Source organism: Dyadobacter sp. HNCC25DJ187 (assembly GCF_056895255.1).
In genome coordinates this window covers 121,932-141,306 of record NZ_JBXHAT010000002.1, presented here as the reverse complement: position 1 = coordinate 141,306, position 19,375 = coordinate 121,932, and the positions used below count along the sequence as shown (strand labels likewise).

At 42.3% G+C, this 19,375-nt stretch carries 17 protein-coding genes; 3 read left to right on the top strand and 14 right to left on the bottom strand.

All coding sequences use genetic code 11. The annotated features are described in order from the left end of the window. Positions 1-12: 12 nt before the first annotated feature. Both AC1XUE_RS11630 and AC1XUE_RS11625 read left to right on the top strand, forming a co-directional pair. The gene (locus AC1XUE_RS11630; protein ID WP_483356146.1) at positions 13-2,262 is read left to right on the top strand and encodes a xanthine dehydrogenase family protein molybdopterin-binding subunit; all 2,250 of its coding nucleotides are present in this window, start codon (positions 13-15) and stop codon (positions 2,260-2,262) included. Positions 2,263-2,369: 107 nt separating this feature from the next. Further along, positions 2,370-2,780, top strand: coding sequence for a (R)-mandelonitrile lyase (locus tag AC1XUE_RS11625; RefSeq protein WP_483356145.1), 411 nt, complete (start codon positions 2,370-2,372; stop codon positions 2,778-2,780). 178 nt (positions 2,781-2,958) lie between these two features. On the opposite strand, the gene AC1XUE_RS11620 is transcribed toward AC1XUE_RS11625, so the two are convergent. The 8 genes from AC1XUE_RS11620 to AC1XUE_RS11585 all read right to left on the bottom strand — a co-directional run bounded on the left by AC1XUE_RS11620 (position 2,959) and on the right by AC1XUE_RS11585 (position 13,389). Further along, on the bottom strand, positions 2,959-3,339 hold the full coding sequence (locus tag AC1XUE_RS11620; protein ID WP_483356144.1) for a hypothetical protein: 381 nt from the start codon (positions 3,337-3,339) through the stop codon (positions 2,959-2,961). Between the two features lie 135 nt (positions 3,340-3,474). Beyond that, positions 3,475-3,639 (bottom strand): hypothetical protein, encoded by a 165-nt coding sequence (locus AC1XUE_RS11615; protein WP_483356143.1) that lies wholly within the window; start codon positions 3,637-3,639, stop codon positions 3,475-3,477. Positions 3,640-3,841: 202 nt separating this feature from the next. Beyond that, the gene (locus AC1XUE_RS11610; RefSeq protein WP_483356142.1) at positions 3,842-4,561 is read right to left on the bottom strand and encodes a DUF3823 domain-containing protein; all 720 of its coding nucleotides are present in this window, start codon (positions 4,559-4,561) and stop codon (positions 3,842-3,844) included. Positions 4,562-4,569: 8 nt separating this feature from the next. Beyond that, entirely contained in the window at positions 4,570-6,417 is a 1,848-nt protein-coding gene (locus AC1XUE_RS11605; RefSeq protein ID WP_483356141.1) for a RagB/SusD family nutrient uptake outer membrane protein, read from the bottom strand. 20 nt (positions 6,418-6,437) lie between these two features. Next, positions 6,438-9,905: a SusC/RagA family TonB-linked outer membrane protein gene (locus tag AC1XUE_RS11600; protein ID WP_483356140.1), complete on the bottom strand. Its 3,468-nt coding sequence runs from the start codon at positions 9,903-9,905 to the stop codon at positions 6,438-6,440. A gap of 190 nt (positions 9,906-10,095) precedes the next feature. After that, positions 10,096-11,217: a FecR family protein gene (locus tag AC1XUE_RS11595; RefSeq protein WP_483356139.1), complete on the bottom strand. Its 1,122-nt coding sequence runs from the start codon at positions 11,215-11,217 to the stop codon at positions 10,096-10,098. Positions 11,218-11,329: 112 nt separating this feature from the next. Further along, complete coding sequence (locus AC1XUE_RS11590; RefSeq protein ID WP_483356138.1) at positions 11,330-11,839, bottom strand: RNA polymerase sigma factor; 510 nt, start codon at positions 11,837-11,839, stop codon at positions 11,330-11,332. Positions 11,840-12,546: 707 nt separating this feature from the next. Next, entirely contained in the window at positions 12,547-13,389 is an 843-nt protein-coding gene (locus tag AC1XUE_RS11585; protein WP_483356137.1) for a hypothetical protein, read from the bottom strand. A 220-nt stretch (positions 13,390-13,609) separates the two neighbouring features. Between AC1XUE_RS11585 and AC1XUE_RS11580 the strand changes: the two genes are divergently transcribed. Then, positions 13,610-13,735 (top strand): hypothetical protein, encoded by a 126-nt coding sequence (locus tag AC1XUE_RS11580; protein ID WP_483356136.1) that lies wholly within the window; start codon positions 13,610-13,612, stop codon positions 13,733-13,735. Positions 13,736-13,882: 147 nt separating this feature from the next. Here AC1XUE_RS11580 and AC1XUE_RS11575 read toward each other — a convergent pair whose 3' ends face one another. The 6 genes from AC1XUE_RS11575 to AC1XUE_RS11550 all read right to left on the bottom strand — a co-directional run bounded on the left by AC1XUE_RS11575 (position 13,883) and on the right by AC1XUE_RS11550 (position 19,111). Beyond that, the gene (locus tag AC1XUE_RS11575; RefSeq protein WP_483356135.1) at positions 13,883-14,371 is read right to left on the bottom strand and encodes a GNAT family N-acetyltransferase; all 489 of its coding nucleotides are present in this window, start codon (positions 14,369-14,371) and stop codon (positions 13,883-13,885) included. A gap of 9 nt (positions 14,372-14,380) precedes the next feature. Beyond that, positions 14,381-15,418: a threonine aldolase family protein gene (locus tag AC1XUE_RS11570; RefSeq protein WP_483356134.1), complete on the bottom strand. Its 1,038-nt coding sequence runs from the start codon at positions 15,416-15,418 to the stop codon at positions 14,381-14,383. Between the two features lie 85 nt (positions 15,419-15,503). Next, positions 15,504-15,992, bottom strand: coding sequence for a PPC domain-containing DNA-binding protein (locus tag AC1XUE_RS11565; protein ID WP_483356133.1), 489 nt, complete (start codon positions 15,990-15,992; stop codon positions 15,504-15,506). A gap of 27 nt (positions 15,993-16,019) precedes the next feature. After that, on the bottom strand, positions 16,020-16,484 hold the full coding sequence (locus AC1XUE_RS11560) for a hypothetical protein (protein WP_483356132.1): 465 nt from the start codon (positions 16,482-16,484) through the stop codon (positions 16,020-16,022). A 535-nt stretch (positions 16,485-17,019) separates the two neighbouring features. Beyond that, the gene (locus AC1XUE_RS11555) at positions 17,020-17,901 is read right to left on the bottom strand and encodes a DMT family transporter (RefSeq protein ID WP_483356131.1); all 882 of its coding nucleotides are present in this window, start codon (positions 17,899-17,901) and stop codon (positions 17,020-17,022) included. 199 nt (positions 17,902-18,100) lie between these two features. Further along, complete coding sequence (locus AC1XUE_RS11550; RefSeq protein ID WP_483356130.1) at positions 18,101-19,111, bottom strand: bestrophin family protein; 1,011 nt, start codon at positions 19,109-19,111, stop codon at positions 18,101-18,103. Between the last annotated feature and the right edge of the window lie 264 nt (positions 19,112-19,375).

The following is a 19,375-nucleotide window of genomic DNA, read 5'->3' as shown; positions in this document are numbered from 1 at the left end:
AATGAAAAGATTATGAACGAAGCATTTTTCGATAAAAAAGAATATAAACCGCTTGATAGGGTAGATGGTTACCAGAAAGTGACCGGAGCCGCCAAATACTCGGCAGAATACACCTTGCCCAATATGGCATATGGTGTGCTGGTAGGTAGCAGGATTGCCAAGGGGACCATTAAAAGTATAGATTCAAAGGCGGCAGAGCGCGCTCCGGGCGTTATAGCGGTGATTTCACATTTGAACGTCATTAAAGTTCCCGGATATAGTCCGAAGAGTGAACATCCTTCCGAGCCGCCAACCGGTGGTCAGCCGTTGCGTGTGTTTTATGATAACAAAGTGTATTCGAACGACCAGCCAATTGTTATTGTAGTAGCCAGCAGCCTTGAAAAAGCGCAGTATGGCGCATCACTGGTGAAGGTTCAATATAACCAGCAGGAGCACAAAACGGATTTTGAAGCAAATACTAAAAATGCTGTCGTAGCGGCAGCTGCCAAAAAGAATCCTAAATCTCCCACAGCGGATTACGACCGAGGGCCAACCGACGCTTATGAATCTGCACCTTTTAAGATAGATGCAGAATATGTATTACCTACAGAAATGCATAACCCCATGGAATTGCAAGCCATCACCGCGCATTGGGAAGCAGATAACCGGCTGACCATTTACGATAAAGTACAGGGGACAAAAACAACCCAGAAGACATTTGCCAAAGAATGGGATATTCCTGAGGAGAATGTAAAGGTCATCGCCACATTCGTAGGAGGTGCATTTGGGAATGGTCTGCACAGCTGGCCGCACGAATCAGCTGCTATCATTGCTGCAAAACAGGTGAAGAGGCCGGTGAAATTGGTGCTGACCCGTGAGCAAATGTTTACCATGGTTGGTTATCGCCCGCGTACCTGGCAAAAAATACAAATGGGGGCTGCCAAAGATGGAAAACTGCTTTCGATTAACCATCATTCTATTGGTCAGACGTCGACTTATGAAGAATTTACGGAATCGACATTGATGCAAACCCGTATGATGTATGCTTCTCCGAGCGTCAGCACACGCTATCGTCTGCTGCCTCTCAATGTCGCAACACCAATCTGGATGCGGGGGCCCGGTGAAGCAACTGGAGCTTTTGCATTGGAATCAGCGATGGATGAAATGGCCCATACAATCGGAATGGATCCTATTGATTTCAGGCTCGCTAACTACACGGAGTCCGATCCGGACAAAAATATGCCCTGGTCGACCAAATACATGCGGGAATGTTATGAGGAAGGCAAAAAAAGGATTGGTTGGGAAAACCGTAAATTAAAACCGGGCACCCTGCGTGATGGGCAATGGCTTGTTGGTTATGGCATGGGAACAGGTACTTTTGGAGCGAATCGTGGTCCGGCAACGGTGCGTGCGGAACTGGATATGGAAGGTTATCTGGTAATGCACTGCGCCATCACTGATATCGGCCCTGGTACTGCAACGGCCATGGTACAGGTTGCAGCCAATAACACCGGGATTGATCCGGAGAAAATTGTATTTCACCTGGGTAGTTCAGAATTTCCAAATGCCGGATTGCAAGGCGGCTCGTCAACAGTGAACAGCGTCGGACCTGCTGTGCAGGCTGCTTGTAATGCGCTCAAGGAACAGTTGATTACGATGGCCGCTGCAAAGGACGGTTCTACGTTTGCTTCCGCGAAACCGGATGATATCATGTTTGATAAAGATGAGTTTAAGCTTACTGCAAAGTCTTCTGTAAAGGTCAAATTGAATGAGTTGTTCAAACAAAACAATGTACAAAAAATAGAAACAACGCAGGAATCAAAACCTAGTGAGAATGGCAAGAAGTACTCGATGAATGCGTTTTCAATGCACTTTGCAATGGTACATGTACATCCGTTTACGGGTCAGGTCCTGGTGAAGAAAATTGTTTGTTGCGCAGATGCAGGCACAATAGTAAGTCCCAAAACAGCCGAAAGCCAAATGATAGGCGGAGCAACAGGTGGCATTGGAATGGCTTTAACGGAAGATGCGGTTATGGACCATCGATATGGCCGTTACGTTACGAAGGATTTCGGTGATTATCATGTTCCGGTGCATGCAGATGTGGCTGATATTGACGTCTATTTTGTGAACAAACCTGATCTTTTGGCTGATCCGGTAGGTAGTAAAGGGTTGGGTGAGATTGCCATCATTGGTGTTGCTCCAGCAATTGCAAACGCAGTATTTAATGCAACAGGGAAGCGGGTTCGTAACTTACCTATTACACCAGATAAGCTTATCTAATTTGCGTATCGTCGAATGGCTGCAACCTGTCTTAGATAAGGAATACAATGCTTTTAAATCATGTCCCTGACTTATTGATCAAACCAACTTATTTATAAATATCAGATATGGAAATAACAAGAATTGGCTCTCATCCATCCGGTGTCGGACCTGATGACTGGTTCACGGGAAAGGTACGTATTGATGCTTTGTTCCAACCTAATGAGTCCAGACGTGCTCAGGCGGCAAGCGTGACATTCGAACCTGGTGCCCGCACTGCCTGGCATACACATCCGTTAGGTCAGACGCTGATTGTGACTTCGGGAGCGGGCTGGGTACAAAAACAGGGAGGTGAGGTTGAACAGATTTTCCCGGGAGATATTGTTTGGTTTGCAGCTGGTGAAAAGCACTGGCATGGCGCAACGGCCACTACGGCAATGACACATATTGCAATTCAGGAGCAGCTGGACGGCAAGGTCGTTGATTGGATGGAACAAGTGGAAGATGTCGATTATGTCCTGAAGAGCCCAAATGGGTAAACACGTTGAACTATTGAGTATATTAGTTTGATATCTCTGGTAGTGTTTTGATATCAAACTGACATTAAATGATAATTTAGCCAAATCCTGATCTTTTGTATCAGGATTTCCTTTTATAGAATGACTGTTAGAATCAATTCATAAGGGTTATAGGTTTTAGTATACACTTGGGCTGCTACTATAAATCATTTACCGTTTTCTGATTAAAATCTATAGTTTGTAAAAGCTCATCCGCATTGAGATTATTAGCATCAATAAATTCATTGTTTGTCTTTATTTCCCTCATTATTTTATGATAGTACTCTTTTGGAAGGCCGGTCTTCTTGAATTCTTTTTTATTGAGCTTGAAAATAAACTGGTTGTCCTTGGTGCCTAAATTCTGAGATAAGACCTCTGTCAATTTAATCAGATCAGCTCTTTTTTCGGGTGTTTTCAGAGTCTCTGATATCATAATATCTGGCATTCTGTTTTTCTCAGCTCGCCTGCCAGTACTGTTCTTATGCCCGCAACACGCATATATACAGCAAAAAGTTAACGTATATACGAGTACTTTTTTCATGATATTCATATAGATTAGTATTTTTTATGAATAAAATCAAAACTGTTTAGGGTAATATGATTGATAAAGTCTTAGTAGGTCAATTTGATATGATATTACTGGCATATCATACATTCAGTTAAACATGATTACAGGTCAGTAAGACTTACAGATATCTTTCATCATTTGAATCAGCACCATCCGGATGGCATTATAAATACCGGATATCAGACCTGAAACTACACAAATAGATACAATTGCAGGTAGAAATATAAACCATCTTAATGCCATTTCTGAATTGAAGTTGATTTTGTCATTCATAAAGCGTGACTTTGATTTAAAAGGTTTGACACGAAATGTTTCCCTGTACCTTCTGTGAAGTAATTGCGGCGGGAAAACGAGATTAACCGGATAACACTGTATCCGGTTAATACTGATCACATAACTCTAACTTTTGTAAGTATTTCCTGCCATTTTTATCAATTAGCAGCTCACAATTTATTCTTTCAACGAATCAATAACTTCATAAACTCGTTGTTTCCGAATAGATCAGATCCGTTACATTTCTGGTTTTAACACCAACGCGTGCGAACAGCAATCCCGTTTTTCTCAAATTTGCTTTTTGGTTGGCCGTTAAGGTTTTTAGGTTTAGACTAATGGTATTTGAACCTGGTACCAAGGTCGTGAATGATTGTTCATACGTTTTAGATACATTATCTACGATAGCTGTGGTGCCTAATTGGATCACAACCCTTTCCAGTGCTGCTGAGGCTACGATCTGTTCCAGATTAAACGATGCGGTAAATACTGAATCAGTATAGCTGCTCGTATAATTGGAAATCCAAAAGTAAGGCGTAACCTCAAAATTCAGATTCTCTGCAGACTTGTTCAATGAAAAACGAAGCGTGTCTGTATTAGGTTGCCATGGTCCCCTGCCTGGTGTCAGGTTAAGATAATAATCTCCGTCAAAGGTATTGACGGTAAAGCTGCCATCATCTTTGGTAAACACCTTCACAAAACCCTGTACCCAACCTTCACCAGTTTGGTGTAACTGAAGCATATTGGAACCAGTTGCGTCGGACGCGGTGCCCATGAGCTGCATGGATTGGCCTTTGTATAAAAACCGGCCGGAAACCGTGGAAGTAGGATAGCTCCAGTTATCAATCTCGGTACTGCATCCATATAGCAGACTGGCAATTACAGAGACGAAAAATATTCGGTAGATGGATCGTATAGTCATCATGTTACGGCTTATTGTAATGGATTGTTTACTAGCTTGGGATTATTTGCACGCCAACCTGGTTGAATTGCAGCGTAGTAATTCATTAATGGGAAATTACGTGGATTAGGTGCCATTTTGAAAGATACTTGTTTTGTAAACACCCATTTACCGTCATTAACATCACCCGGTGCCACCACCTTGTATGGGTATAATGAATACATCTGTGCAGTTGGATCGTTGGGAATGCCATTCCATATTGTATGGGCAAGCCGCCAGCGTTTCAAATCCCAAAACCGATGATCTTCAAAAGCAAATTCAACGCGGTATTCGTTGACGATATGGTTGAAGGTCATAGTCGACGCTGTCAACGGCTGTATGCCTCCACGTTTGCGGGTTGCATTAATATGTATAACAGCCTTGGTTTTGTCGCCCAGTTCAAAAGCAGCTTCAGCTGCAATCAGATATGCTTCTGCGATTCTGAACCGTGGCCACCACATCTCACTGAAGCCGGGATTCAGCCCTGCATTTGGAGATTCATCTAAAAATTTACGAACCAGAAACCCCGTTTTATTCACAAAATTGTCCGAGTTGGACGCAGGACCATTTAGAGAAGTAATCAGATTCCCCTGCGCGTCTCTTCCATTAACAGAGGAAGTTCTCAGAACATAAGCATCACCTGATTTATTGAGCTGTCCGGCCTGCAGCACCACAGGAGTTTGCCTGTATGTTGCGTTGGGGTATATAACGGTACCCCATAAACGTGAATCCTTTTTTATAAACGGTTCTTCTACTGAGTTGTAGAAAACATAGGCGCCGCCATCCGTAGTTGTTTTGATAGCCGGGGCAGTCCCATCCTTATTTTCAAAAGCTTCGACCAAATTCAGCACAGCTCCCAAAGCATTCCCTTCTGTGAAGTCCCGCTGTGAATAAGGCATTACAAAGTTTGTAAATTGCGTTACTACATTCGGCCGAAGGCGGTCCATTGCCCAGATTACTTCAGTATTTCCCGCTTTGACACTTGTAGCTTTATAGAAAGACTCACCCAGGTTGGTTGCGTCGATTTGTAATACATACGGGCCCTGTGTAATGACCTGCTCAGCGGTTTCTTGTGCAAGTTTATAGTATTTCTCTGCCTGGTCTGCTGGTATGCCTGCTTCCCAATTGGGTGTACGAACTGTCGGTGTAAGCTTATTGCCATAGTTGGCAATGGACCCAGCATACACCGCTGCACGTGCCTTCAGCATCAAAGCTGCCCACTTGTTTGCAATGCCTCCGTTTGTAGTTTTAGATGTGGCCAGGTTGGCAGCAGCCAAATCGCACTGTGCGATAACGTAGTCGTAAATGCCGGCTTCTGTTGAGCGCGGAACCTGGAAACGTTCCGGATCAATTCCAGACTCATAGGTAAAAACAGTATCGCCCAAAATCGGCATTCCGCCGAAACTGCGTGCCATACAGAAATGGTACCAGGCGCGCAGGAAGATGCATTGCGCTTCCAGGTTACTGCGATCCGCCTCTAATAAAGCAGCTCTTGCAGGAGCAGATCGTATACCGGCCAGAAATTGATTCATTCTACGAACAAGTCCGTAATCATAGGTCTGAAAAAATTCGCGTGGAATTATTTTTTCGGCGTCAGTTGTTGTAGCGGGCCCGTAAGACAGATTTGCCTCGTCCAGTAAATGATAATTACTATGGTTGCCATTATGTTGTCCATAATTGACAGAGTTATAAAAATTAGCCAGTACGGATTGGGCGAGTGCCTTATCCGTAAAAACACCTGACTCAGGTAATATATTAGTTGGTTCAGTATCCAGTTGGGTTATACATCCTCCCATGGATAATAGGAAAGCGATGATCAGGAAACGAAAGGAAATTTTCATGATTTTTCTAAATAAAGGAATTAAAGTTTCAGGACAAAACCAGCATTAACCAGCCTCGGATTGGGGTAGGCAATTCCTCCGTTGTGACCCATTTCAGGATCCAGGCCTCCTGGCATATTTGTAAAAGTCACAAAATTCTGAGCTGTCACATAAATCCTTAGACCGCTGAGTTTTGCCTTTTTCACTATATGCTCAGGCAGGTTATAACCCAGTTCGATATTTCTCAGTTTCAGGTAGGTAACATTGGTTTGCCAATTGCTGTTAGGCCAGTGCGTATTCATCCAGTTATTTACACCTTTGGTCAGTAAGGGATAACGGCCTATATCGAAACCGCTGTTCTTATCCCAGATATCCTTATACCATGTAGAGTTATCGGCCAGGTACTGCGATACATTGGTATTACCATCAAAATAGCGCATCACCCATTGTTGCTCGTAGGTAAATTTGGATCCTCCGACAAACTCCGCCCTGAAATCAAAACCCTTCCAATTCGCTCCGGCATTGAAAGCAAAGTTGAGCCATGGGGTACCACTGTTTACCCGGTAGGTTACATTATTCATGTCAAGATCAGTGATGAAACCATCGTTATTGGTGTCCTGATAAATATAATCTCCGGGGCGAATAGTGGTATTTCCGAAGTGATCCTGATCAATAGGATGATTGGCAATCTGCTCCCAGCTTTGAAACTGCCCGGTCGATACAAGTTGAAAACTACCATCACGAAAGCGTCCTTCTGTATTTCCCAAATCGCGGAAGCGATCATAAGAATTTGCCCATCTTGGCTTGTAGCGTGTACCTGTGATCCAGCGGGAAAAAGTGAAATTACCTCCTACAAAATAACTGAAATCGCGGATATTATCTTTCCAGGCCAAATTCATTTCAATACCCTTTGTATGATCGCTATTTAGGTTTTCTGCCGGCAGACCAAATCCAATTTCATTGGGAAGAAGCACATCATAACGGCTTGCAAGTTCTCCTGTCTGGTGACGGTCAAAATAATCAAATCCCCCAGTCAGGCGGCTACGAAACAGACCTACATCAATACCAAGATCCAGCACATACACACGACCCCAGGTAATGTTATCCGTCGCTAGGCCGGTAATACGGCTTGATACAACATCCCTTCCATCCAGGATGGCTGATCCCTGATTGAAGTTGTAACCTGTGATGTAGGTGAGTGCACTACCGAGCTCTTTACCCAATACGCCATAAGAACCACGGACTTTCACCTCGTCGATCGTTGAACTTAAAAACGAGTTGTTCTTCCAGAAGTCTTCCTGGGAAATCCGGTATGCAGCGGATGCGGATGGGAAAAATCCAAAGCGCTTTCCTTTTTTGTAAAAGTAGGATCCATCATAACGGCCCGACATTTCCAGGATATACTTATTGTCATAATCGTAGTTAAATCTGCCCAAAACGCCTAAACGGTTTTGATTAAAAGGAATTTCATCTCTGACATTGGCAGTGGATTTGGTGGTAAGGAAGGGTATTCCGTTTGCTTCCTGATTTCCCCATATATAAACACCGGGATAGTTAGCCGTTTTTGTTTCCATACCAGTGACCAGATGTACGTGATGCTTTTGGAAAGTTTTCTCGTAATCAAGTTGCACATTACTGGTCATTTCCTCTGCATTCTGTACATAGCGCTCCAAATACCTTGCATTACCCTGGTAAGCGATGTTGTAGGTGCTTGCCGCATTGTCATATCTATAAAGTAACGGAGATTTCTCCTGAAGATCATTACGAATATTTCTGTACCAGTAGCTCACAAGAGCCCTCGCTTTCAGAGCATTGGTAATTTTATACTCGGCATTACCGTTCAGTTGCATAATGCGTACCTGAGACTGGTAAACCCCCGAAGTTGATTCGTTGATCCATCCATAGCTAAACTGAGGATCGATCGCAGAAATGCCAGGGTAACGAGGATCGTCGTTTACAAACGGACGTTTCGTAGGTAAATTCCTGAAGGCTGCCTGTAAAGCGAAATCATAATCATCTCCAGGAAGTCCGGGCTGTCGGTTACGTTCCAGGCGACCATTAATGTTCATGCCTACCTTCAGCTTTTTGGTGAGGTTGATATTGATGTTACTCTGAAAGTTTGTCCGGTCAAATCCATGGAAATTGCGAAGCATACTCTTTTGCTCAATACGGTTAAAGCTGATATAGTAGTCGGTATTGTCGCTTCCTCCTGATACATTCACACTCCCGTATACCTGAGGTCTGGTTTGCCAGATGTGATTATACCAATCAAAGGACTGATAGCCGGGTTCTGTACCTGCCACCCATTTGGCATATTCCTCCCTGTTGATGGTTCTGGCCGACTCAGGTACGTTATTATAGGTCTCATCCTGAATGATAGACTTCATATAGGTGGCAGCATCAGCCGGCTTATTATAGCCCCATGGTTTTTGAAGTCCATAATAGCCTTGCAATGTGATCACGGGCTTTTGGTTACGCTTGCCTTGCTTCGTCGTTACGACCACCACACCATTGGCTGCCTGCATCCCGTAAATAGAGGCAGACGCATCTTTGAGTACAGAGACATTTTCAATATCATTGAAATCAAGCTGAGCAAAACTTCCGTAATCTTTCTGAATCCCGTCAATAATGACCAATGGCGTTCCATAGTTACGAATTTGAAGCGTTGGTGCACTACCGGGTCGGCCAGAGGTTTGTCTGAAAGTGACACCTGGCATTTTGCCGACCAGAGCACCTGCAGATGTAACCGTACTTGCATGTGACAGCTCATCGGCATTTACAGTCGAAATAGCTCCAGACACCGTTTCTTTCTTGTTTGAAAGACCAAAACCTACCACCACTACTTCTTCCAATGACTTATCGTCAAATTGCATCTGCACATCGATGATAGCCTGGTTGCCTATCTCTCTCTCAATCGTTTTGTAGCCGAGAAAACTATATATCAGCGTCCCTGAGTTGTCGGGAATTTCCAGACTGTATTTCCCTTCGGTATCTGTGGTTGTTCCGGAAAGGGTTCCTTTCAGAACAATATTAACCCCTGGTAGTCCTTCTCCTTTCTCGTCTGTTACCTTACCTGTAAGATTTACCTTAAAAGGAACACTGCTCTCTGATCTGCGCAAAGGCTGTAGATTTTGTTGATTCTGCACAGGATCAGGATTGAGAATGATTGTGCGCTTATTTACTTCATAGGTCAATTTCAATGGAGACAGAAACTGACTCAACACCTGATCCAGCCGCTCATTATTCACATTCAGATTCACTTTCCGCCGGGACTGAATCATTTCCGGGCTATACATAAATTTTACTTTGGCTGCAGCCTCAATTTTTGATAATACGGTTCGGATTTCGCTGTTATCCAATTTCAAGGTAACCCTTTGCTGCAATATTTCCTGTGCATGTGAGTTATGCGCACAGACAAGATCTGTGAACAACACAATCAGGAAGAATTGAATCAACGTCACTTTCATAAAAAGCAATAGTAAGCGTTGGAAGACTAGATTTACATTCATACTTTTGATTTGTTTTGTATCAATTAGTGAGATTTTTGGGCAAAACAATTCCCTTTGGTTTTTGTAATGAAAAACCATATTCGTTTAGTTAAACAAGGGGAGGATTGGACCGGTAGTGGCGCAAACACTACTGGTCTTTTTTATGATGTAGCTATGTAACCATATGATAGTGAATATTAAGGTGGGAAATTTATTGAATAGAATTTCTGCAGCTTTTGATGTTCATCACGATCTGTCCGTCAATGACTTCGTAAGAACCGTTTATAGTTTTGCAGATCAGATTTAGTTTTTCCAGTAACGGTTCATCAGCGAGAGATGCGGTGAGCGAGCATTCATGGATTTGCTGTTCATCAAATATGATAGGTATACCATACGCTTTGTCAAGCTGACTAAATATGGTACTTAGAGGGGTTTCGTTGAAAATAAAATCCTGTTCAGATATAGTCTTGTCAATGATCTGCGTGCGGGCGGCCACACTTCTTTCAAAATAGCCCTGCGCTTTTTTGTAGAATACTTCCTGATTAGCTGTAAGCATAATTGCAGGTAATGGAGGATTGGATTGGTTTTGTTTCTGAAGATCCTCCTGGTTTTTAAAGACCGATACTTTTCCGGTTTTCACAGTCACTTTAATTCCATCTTCATTTCCATATGAACGGATATTAAAACTTGTTCCCAATACCCGTACAGTTAAATTATTGAAGTGAACCAGAAAGGGCCTGCCAGGATTCTTAGCCACATCAAAAAATGCCTCTCCGTCCAGTTGAACATTGCGTTCCTGTCCATCAAACGCTTCCAGGTAAGTGATGGAGCTTCCTGGCTGCACAGTTACCTTACTACCATCTTTCAAAACAACCAGCTCCGGATTCGACGTATTGTTTACTTTGTTTATCAGCTTTTGCCCAGGTGAAATCCAGGTGATGTCAGTTTTATTTACAGACAGCTTTTGCGAATTGATAAAGTAAAACCAGGCGATACCGAAAGACGCGATAATGGCAGCTGCCATATAGAACAGGCGACTGGATACATCGTACCAACGTCGCTGACTCAATCCTGTTGAAGACGAAAGTTTTCTGTGTTTTTCAAGAATGCGCTCGGATAAACCCTCGATATATTGGTCAGAGATGGAAGTGGTGTGCCCTTCGACATTTTTCAGAAACAGCCTGGCAATTTCCATCTCTTTTTTTACAGAAGGATTCTGTGAAGTAACAAGTTCCCAATTCACCTCGTTCTCCTGGCTCTGGCCGTATACCCAGGCACGAAACGAAGAATCACTGATAAAATCGGAAGACTTAAAATTGTTATACTTATTCATGAAATTGAATTATTGCCTATTATATACGATTAGAAAAATAGAGAGGCTTTATACTCAAAATCACGATATTTTTTCAAAATAAAATTCAAATTGGTAATTAAGTGACTGATAATTAGTCAACGATGCTTTGGAAATATATGAAGACATAGACCCAGTTCTCTTTCAGAACTGAGATGCTTTTGGCCAGCAGGTTGGATACGGACTGTTTGTTGATGCCCATCACCTGAGCGATCTCCTCATTGGACATGTCCTGGTAAAACCGAAGAAAAAGACACTCTCGCTGACGAGATGTCAAAAGAGAAAAATAATTATTGATTTTTGAACTGAGCTCAGCCGACTCATCAAGTTCGATCAAAAACTTTTCCATATTATCCGACTCAACGGCCAGATCATAATCTCCATCTAAATCTTGCTGTCCACCTTGCGCTTTCAATGCTCTTATTAAGTTATTCCGAAGGCATTTAAGGAGATAGTTCTTCACCGATGCAGGATCCCCAAGCCGGTGTCTTTTTTCCAGAAATTCCAGAAAAAGATCTTGAATGACGTCTTCAACTAAAAAGCGGTCTTTGGTAAATTTGCTTCCATAATGGAGCATCGGGCGAAAATATCTGGAAAGAAGCATGTTTAGGCACCGGTCATCTCCATTTTTAAACATGTCCCAGACTACATTGTCCGATAAAGGCTCCGGATGATTTTCGAACATATTATTCATATCTGCTGTCCTTCATGTGGGGCTGCACTTTATTAGTTGCAACAAGGGTCCAAATACCCTTCAGCTATCTGACAAATATTATAAAAATTTCAAATATTACAATTAATTCATAAAAAAATTAAATATGTAACCATTAGTGTGAATGAATGGTTAATATCTGCAATTTAGTTAGAATTCTTCTTGTATTCGGTTAAAGATAGATACGAATGATCTGAGCTGTTGGATTTTATCGTAATAATTTAATTAATAATCTGGTGGTACACCTTTGTGGCTGGGCCTAAAGTACTCGTAATAAGTAGTTTATGTGTATGTAGTTAGACATGCATGATTGCGTGCATAGGCGGCCAGGCTTTGCATGGTATGGGCACACTATAGAATGCTGCACATTTTTCGGCAAACCTGACTTACATGAAAAACAGGAGATGAGAAGAGGATTTCAGAGCGTATCCAGTCAATAGGAGAGAGTGAGGGAGAGGTTGTAGAATCTGTAATGACCAGAAATGGCCTTGTAGCGTTTCTACGAATACAGCCGCTTGGAATGACAATTTGCTTTTTATCCGTATTCGTTGTGCACAAACAAGGATAAAAAGCAAATCGGTTTAGACCAAAACTGTGATTTATTGCGGAGCTTCCGTCATAGTCTTTTGAATGATTGGCCAAACGCCCGGTGTAGGAACGCTTACACCTTTGGTCATACCTCTTGTTGCATTATCAGGACCGAAGTAATAAAGTGGCCAGCCTTTGTACGTCATTTGCTTTTTGCCAAAAACATCGATCGTTGAAAACAGACTTTTATCCAAAGTTGAAGGGAAATCCTTCATGTCGGTTGACCATATTGGCCACGTAGCATCATTACTGAAGTCTGATTTAGTATAGTTGTTTTTCTTATTCTTATCTCTGTTGAAGGCATATAGCGTTCGGCCATTTGCATCCACAAAATATTGTGTGTCACCGTTACCCTCCTTATAATCTGCTGTGTAGTTTTTTCCATCATTTCCTACGAGTTGCGTGTTGGCAAGCATCACTGCATAAGACTTCTTGGCTACATACCACACATTTCCAACGTCCTCGCCTTTCACATCTCCGGGAACTACATCAGTTGCATAATAATACAATGGCCAGCCTTTATAGGTTATCTGCGATTTGCCATCAGCCCGTGTGATGGATGCAAAATCAGTCGCAACCAAGCCCGTATCCAGACGCGGTGTTGACGCCAGTGTGAAAAGGGGCCAGACATCAGTACAACCACTTGTACAAGCCGATGAACCGTTGGCATCTTTCGTGAAAAAATAAAGTGTTCTGCCTTTCTGATCCGTTAGAACATTACCCAGCGAAGTTGATTTTTGTGAAATATCAAACGAAGGTTCGGGCGTTGCAGTCGTACTGTCGCTGCACGATGTGACTGAAAGTGCCATACAGGCGGTAGCAACAAAGGAAATAATGTAGTATCTGGCTTTCATTTCTATTTTGTTAGGATTAACAATGTTTCGTTAGCGTATACGGCATCACCTGATGTTTGGTTGCGTAGCTTCTAAAATGTTTCCTGCTGTTTTGTTATTCGTTTAGGGAATGATCCAATTTTTCGTCCTTTGTATACTGGCAATGTCTGTTTGATAGTATAGTTCGACTTTAGGAGTGACATGCCCGGCACCATGCTAAGCGCTTTACAGCACACAGGATATGGTAAAAGCTATAGACGTACAGCTAGAGCAAGCAGGAGCGATCGCTGGCAACAGGGTCAATCGCTTTGCATTAGGGGAATTGAATATACTAGCTAAGTGTCCGGCACTTGGAGAACACCTGTAAAGGAGATAAATGTCGCAGCATTCAGGCATAACTAAACGTAGTAGTTCCTAAGCAACATCTCCTGCATACCGGATGCTTGGTCATAGGAAATGTAAACAAAAATAACGTGTCGCCGGAATGGATTTAGATAATCCAACCTACTCAGCGTCAATTAACTATTTTAAGCATGTAAACCTCACATGCATGGCTGTGTCCTGTATTTCCGAGAGGATTGCTGATGTGTGTAAATCCCAATTTCTCATACAAACTAATGGCTGCCTCAAGATTGCCTGTTGTTTCAAGATAGAATTTATTGAAATTGTTCTTCTTGCCGAATTGAAAACAAAGATCAAGTATGGCTTTAGCCATTCCTTTGCCTCTGGTGTGCGGCAGTAAATACATTTTTTGTATTTCAAGCATGTCATCTGTGCCTTTCAGTGGAGCAACACCGCCTCCACCACAGACGTCTCCGTTTTCGTTGATGACTACCCAATAGGAAGTGTTAGGTTTTGTATACACATCATACATATGGTCCAATGTACTGTCACCGACTGCGTATCCGGCCTCACTGGTAAGTCCGTGCTCTGCCGACACAACACGAATTACCTCAGCCAGCGAAGCATTATCTTCTTTTGTAACAGTTCTGATTTGCAACATGATTTCTAATTAATGTTCATCTGTTTCACCGGCACTTGCCCTTAAATCATAAATGAAATCTGCAATTACAGATTCCTCAGTAGCCCAGCTCGTCACCAATCTTACCGCAGCATTTTGGCTATCTATTTTTTTCCAAACATAGAAGTCATACTTTTCTTTTAGTTTTTCAATTACGCTGTAAGGTAAAATAGGAAAGATCTGATTGGTTTTGGAAGAAGTGAGAAAGTGATAGCCCTGCTGATGAAATGCATCAGTTAATAACGCTGCTGTTCGGTTCAGGTGTGCTCCGATTTCAAAATACAGATCATCCTTAAATAATTCTGTAAACTGTATGCCCAAGAGCCGTCCTTTGGCTAGCAAGGCACCTCTCATTTTTAGGTCGTAACTGAAGTTCTTTTGTAAAGCGACATTATTGATAACTATTGCCTCTCCAAGCAAAGCCCCGTTTTTGGTTCCCCCGATGTAGAAAACATCGGTGTACTTTCCTAAGTCGGGAAATGACATGTCACTCGCATTCAATCCTGATGCTAACCTGGCTCCGTCCATAAAAAGATACAGGTGGTGATCCTGGCAATAGTTCCAAAGCGCTATCAGCTCCTCTTTCATGTAGTGAGTTCCCACTTCAGTAGACTGCGAAATATACACCATTCTTGGTAGCCGCATATGAGTTGCTTCCACGGTTTGCATAAATTGGTCTATCAGTTGTGGGGATAGTTTACCGTCATCTGTAGCAATAGCTTCTATTCTTACGCCTGTGGCCTCAATCGCTCCTGTTTCATGATGATTAATATGTCCCGTCGCTGCAGATATAACTGATTCATAGCGTTTGAGGATAGCTGATATAACCGTCAGGTTTGCTTGGGTACCACCGGATACGAGATGAACCGCTGCATGTGGATTTTCAAGGTTCCTGCGGATCAGGTCGCCTGCCTGATGTGTAAAGCCATCGTCACCATAACCGGATTGCTGAATGTGATTGCTTTCTGTAAGTGCCCTTAAAATGTTAGGGTGGGCTCCTTCACTATAATCATTTTTAAAACTATACACTTTTTAAAAGGTCTTTTTGGATGCAAAATGACTTTTTTGCATTTGTTAAATCAGATACTACTCCTTTTGAATACACCAGGGACCGCTAATCTTTCAACTGCAAAACATTGGCTCCAGGCGGATCTTCTGTAAGTCGTTCCAGCTTTTGGTCGAAAACTGTGATCATGATTTCTACAGAACCGGTGCCTACATCAGCACCAAGTAAATGTCCACCATACACCTTGAAATCCGACCCTGCAACTGTGCCATGGCAATGTAGTGAGGGTTTACCATCTTTCCATGCGATAGAGCCAGTCATGGATGTTAATTCTACCTTTTTGAATTCCTTCGGATCATATTGCTTTGTCTTGAAGTTGAAAAAGCCAAATTTTGCATTGACAAATCCAAAACCACTCAAACTGGCTGATGGAATTTTTTCCAGTTCGGCAAACCTTTCCAGTTCCGAAAATACATCGTCACCTTCGCGTAAAACCATGAGATAGCCTGCTGGTACTTTGGTATATTTGGGTTGGCCGATGGCAGTAGTAGCCGTGAGTGAGAGGATCAATAATTTCCACACAATTTGATTCTGCATCTTATACAAGTTCAGTAAGGTGAACAATCAATTTCCTCTTAGAACACTGAGCTGCTCCTGCTTTGCTTCATTCTCAATAAAAGCGTTTTCTATAAGAGTCGTCAAGTCATCCACATTCAAATTCATTCTTTCATTGGGAGATATCAGCGTATCGAAAATAACGGTTTCATGTTTTCCGTTTTCCTGTTCTTTAAAATAATACCAGATGCTGATGATAGGCGTCAAATCCTTCTTTATATCAAGACTATTGTCTTCCTGCTTTTCCTTCAGGTATTTTTCTGCTATTTGTTCATCATGGATGTGATAAAGGCCTATTTCAAAGAAGGAATGTATCTGATTTGGTGTAACGATGACGTATCGTTTGGTGGAAGAAGTATCTATGTACTCCGTGTCGAGATAAAGTGTCTGTTTATGCTCCCTGGTTGTTTCGATTTTTTTATAATCAAAACGTTCTTCAATAGACGAGAGAATTTCGGTCAGCAACTTTTTCATTTTAAGCGTTTTTGGTTTGATAAACATCACAAAAAAACCTTACCAAAACAGATCAGCCAGTGCTATTATTAACGTCTTGATCTTGAAAATGTGATGTTTTTCTAACACTAAATATTTGTCCATTAACTATTTACGTATAGTAACGCTTGGTTATGACAAAATTGTAGATGAAAATCCGTTTCTTTGCGGCTACAATTGCACGCACATTCTTTCTGAGAATGATCGTTTTAATTGTGATAGATAGGTATTACTTATAAAGGCATCCATGTTTTGGATGCCTTTTATCTTAGTAACGGAGGGTAAGGTAGAATGTTAGTAGTCAGATGAGTAATTCTTTTGCAAGATATCATGTCTGACTCAATGTAACCGCACGCAACTAGCAAAATCATGGTATACCATGAGGTGTTCGAACAAAGTCGTAGCAACAGGTGTAGACCAATTTACAGGTACTTTATTAACGAATGTGTCTCTACTCATATCGAAGATTTTTGAAAGAGCATCAGACCAAGCATAGTTCAAGGCTGGCTGCGTCAGTTCACACCGTGATTGAACTTTTCTTGCGATCTGATAGAATATTGATAATCACCCCACAAAGAATCAGGGCAATGCCGGTTGCCAGCCTGGTGGTAAATGCTTCATGAAACAGCATGACACTGATCGCCACGGCGACGACCGGCTCGAGTGCGCCAATAATCGAAGTGGGAGTAGAGCCTATCAGCTTAATAGCATATACAAGTGCGGAGATGGAAATCACAGAAGTTGAAAAACCAAAAACGGTGATGTTCCAGAGCATCTGTGGCTCGGGAAGTAACAACGATTTTTCCAGTATCACTGATTTGATAAGATAGTAGCCTGCAGAGAATAGCATGGAATAAAATGCCAGCTTGAAGCCTGATGCATTTACATTTGACTTATTGACCAATACTATATAAATGGCATAGCATAATGCACTGGTGAGTGCAATCAGCAAACCGGTGAAATTGATGTCCATATAGCTTTCTTTGGCGCTTAATGCAAAAATTCCACCCAAAGTCACGATCAGTGACATAGCCATAGACTTTGATATTTTTTCGCCAAAGATTGCAGCCATTGTAATGGCGACAAAGAGCGGATAAACGAATAAAATTGTGGATGCAATTCCGGCAGAGAGATAGTCGTAAGCTGAAAATAAGAATTCGGAGCTCAATGCAAAAAGTACTCCCAATGTTACCAGGATTGCCAGCTCGGAGCGCCGTACTTTCAGTGACTCCTTCCTGTAAATCAGTAATGCTAAGATGAAAAGGGCAGATATGGCAAACCGGTAGGTCAGCGTGACGTCCAGTGAAAATTGTGCCGCTTTTACCGGTAAAACAAACAGGGGAATTAGTCCGTAGCTAACTGCCGAAAGTGCGGCAAACAAATAGCCTTTGATCTTCATCTTTCTTTGAATAAATAATCGGGTATTTCTGACTGATGATCGAATTACCTCAATCGTCAACAGCCAGAACAAGCAGAACGTTCGCTTAAAACAATCTTGTTAACGGGGAACTTTGTGATATTTTTGGGAACGTATGATGCCTGTTGCGAAGTCCCATTAGGTATTCCGAATTGATGACCCATTATCCCCTCCCAACTGTTTAAAACAGCATCCCCTGATATGGCTGAATTTTCTGAGGAATCTCATCATCTCCCAGCATTTCGCACAGGTCGATTTCAATATTACGGACGATACTGGCAACAGGTACATCGTTGATCAAACCTTCGAAAGGGTTTTCGCTGATATCACCCACATATTCCATAAACATAAATACCCATGAAACGATCAGGTTGAAAGGGATGAGCAGAAACATGTAGCGTTCTCCCAGTTCGACAAACTGCGGTAACAAACCAAATGGCAGCAGTGTCATAAAAACAAAAATGAAGAGCGTCGATGTGGTTGCGTATTGGCGGGGGAAAGGTGTATTTTTAATTCGCTCGCTTTTTCCCTGCTCATCATAAAACGAAGAAATCAGATTTTGCAATTCCACGTGCTGATAAGCATCTACCAACCCGTTTTTTCTCAATAACTTAATATCCTGCGACTGACGATCCAGAATCTGTGCAGCACGGTTGCTCTTTGTTTTAATCCATTCGAGTTCACCCTCAGAAAGATACTTCTGAACCTCGTCCTCAAAAGTTTCCTGTGTTTTGTGAATGGCAACGCGCTGCCTTTTGCTGGCACGGTCGCGGTGCTCCCAAGTCGTGCGCTGGCGCATGGCGTATTTCAGTGCATAAAGCCATCCGATATGCCGATAAATGATGATGCGGATTATGACATTGATTTCTTCCTGTTTTTCTGGTTCGTGTTCCAGTTCATGTCCTACAAAAGATCTTACTGCTGCACTGAATGAGCGGCTGTTATTTGTGATGGCACCCCATACTTTCCTTGCCTCCCAGCTACGGTCGTAAGACTGGTTGTTTTTAAAACCGACAAAAAAGGCGGTAGCTGTACCCACCAAAGAAACCGGCAACCATGGAACCGCCACCCATTTCCAGTCCAGATGCACGTAAAGTACAATAGCAAAAATGCCGGTAAAAAGTGAAAACAAAACCATTCGCCAGGAATAGAAATACACGATCAGAGGATTCAGATGGCGCTTTACGTACATATTGTCTGATAGGGGATGAGTTGAATGATTTTTTGATTCGTGATTTATGGAAGCAAGATATATTTAAATTACGAAAATGGATGTGGGGGCGGAAGCACAATAGAGAATTTGCAAATGAGTATGTGTTGACTATTAGCAATCGATGTAGACTTTGCCGATCCACAATCTTTCAGTCCGGCTCTGCTGTGCAGCTCGGTGCAACAGTCTGTATCACCCCACAATATTATTTAAATCCCCATTGTTTTTTCAAAGTGATATCCGGTA

Excerpts from the sequence above, each read along its gene's own strand:
- AC1XUE_RS11560 (WP_483356132.1), bottom strand. The coding sequence starts at position 16,484 with ATGAAAAAGTTGCTGACCGAAATTCTCTCGTCTATTGAAGAACGTTTT.
- AC1XUE_RS11595 (WP_483356139.1), bottom strand. The coding sequence starts at position 11,217 with ATGAATAAGTATAACAATTTTAAGTCTTCCGATTTTATCAGTGATTCT.
- AC1XUE_RS11620 (WP_483356144.1), bottom strand. The coding sequence starts at position 3,339 with ATGAAAAAAGTACTCGTATATACGTTAACTTTTTGCTGTATATATGCG.
- AC1XUE_RS11550 (WP_483356130.1), bottom strand. The coding sequence starts at position 19,111 with ATGTACGTAAAGCGCCATCTGAATCCTCTGATCGTGTATTTCTATTCC.
- AC1XUE_RS11580 (WP_483356136.1), top strand. The coding sequence starts at position 13,610 with ATGGTAAAAGCTATAGACGTACAGCTAGAGCAAGCAGGAGCGATCGCT.
- AC1XUE_RS11605 (WP_483356141.1), bottom strand. The coding sequence starts at position 6,417 with ATGAAAATTTCCTTTCGTTTCCTGATCATCGCTTTCCTATTATCCATG.
- AC1XUE_RS11600 (WP_483356140.1), bottom strand. The coding sequence starts at position 9,905 with ATGAATGTAAATCTAGTCTTCCAACGCTTACTATTGCTTTTTATGAAA.
- AC1XUE_RS11630 (WP_483356146.1), top strand. The coding sequence starts at position 13 with ATGAACGAAGCATTTTTCGATAAAAAAGAATATAAACCGCTTGATAGG.
- AC1XUE_RS11625 (WP_483356145.1), top strand. The coding sequence starts at position 2,370 with ATGGAAATAACAAGAATTGGCTCTCATCCATCCGGTGTCGGACCTGAT.
- AC1XUE_RS11555 (WP_483356131.1), bottom strand. The coding sequence starts at position 17,901 with ATGAAGATCAAAGGCTATTTGTTTGCCGCACTTTCGGCAGTTAGCTAC.
- AC1XUE_RS11585 (WP_483356137.1), bottom strand. The coding sequence starts at position 13,389 with ATGAAAGCCAGATACTACATTATTTCCTTTGTTGCTACCGCCTGTATG.
- AC1XUE_RS11565 (WP_483356133.1), bottom strand. The coding sequence starts at position 15,992 with ATGCAGAATCAAATTGTGTGGAAATTATTGATCCTCTCACTCACGGCT.
- AC1XUE_RS11615 (WP_483356143.1), bottom strand. The coding sequence starts at position 3,639 with ATGAATGACAAAATCAACTTCAATTCAGAAATGGCATTAAGATGGTTT.
- AC1XUE_RS11590 (WP_483356138.1), bottom strand. The coding sequence starts at position 11,839 with ATGCTTCTTTCCAGATATTTTCGCCCGATGCTCCATTATGGAAGCAAA.
- AC1XUE_RS11575 (WP_483356135.1), bottom strand. The coding sequence starts at position 14,371 with ATGTTGCAAATCAGAACTGTTACAAAAGAAGATAATGCTTCGCTGGCT.
- AC1XUE_RS11610 (WP_483356142.1), bottom strand. The coding sequence starts at position 4,561 with ATGATGACTATACGATCCATCTACCGAATATTTTTCGTCTCTGTAATT.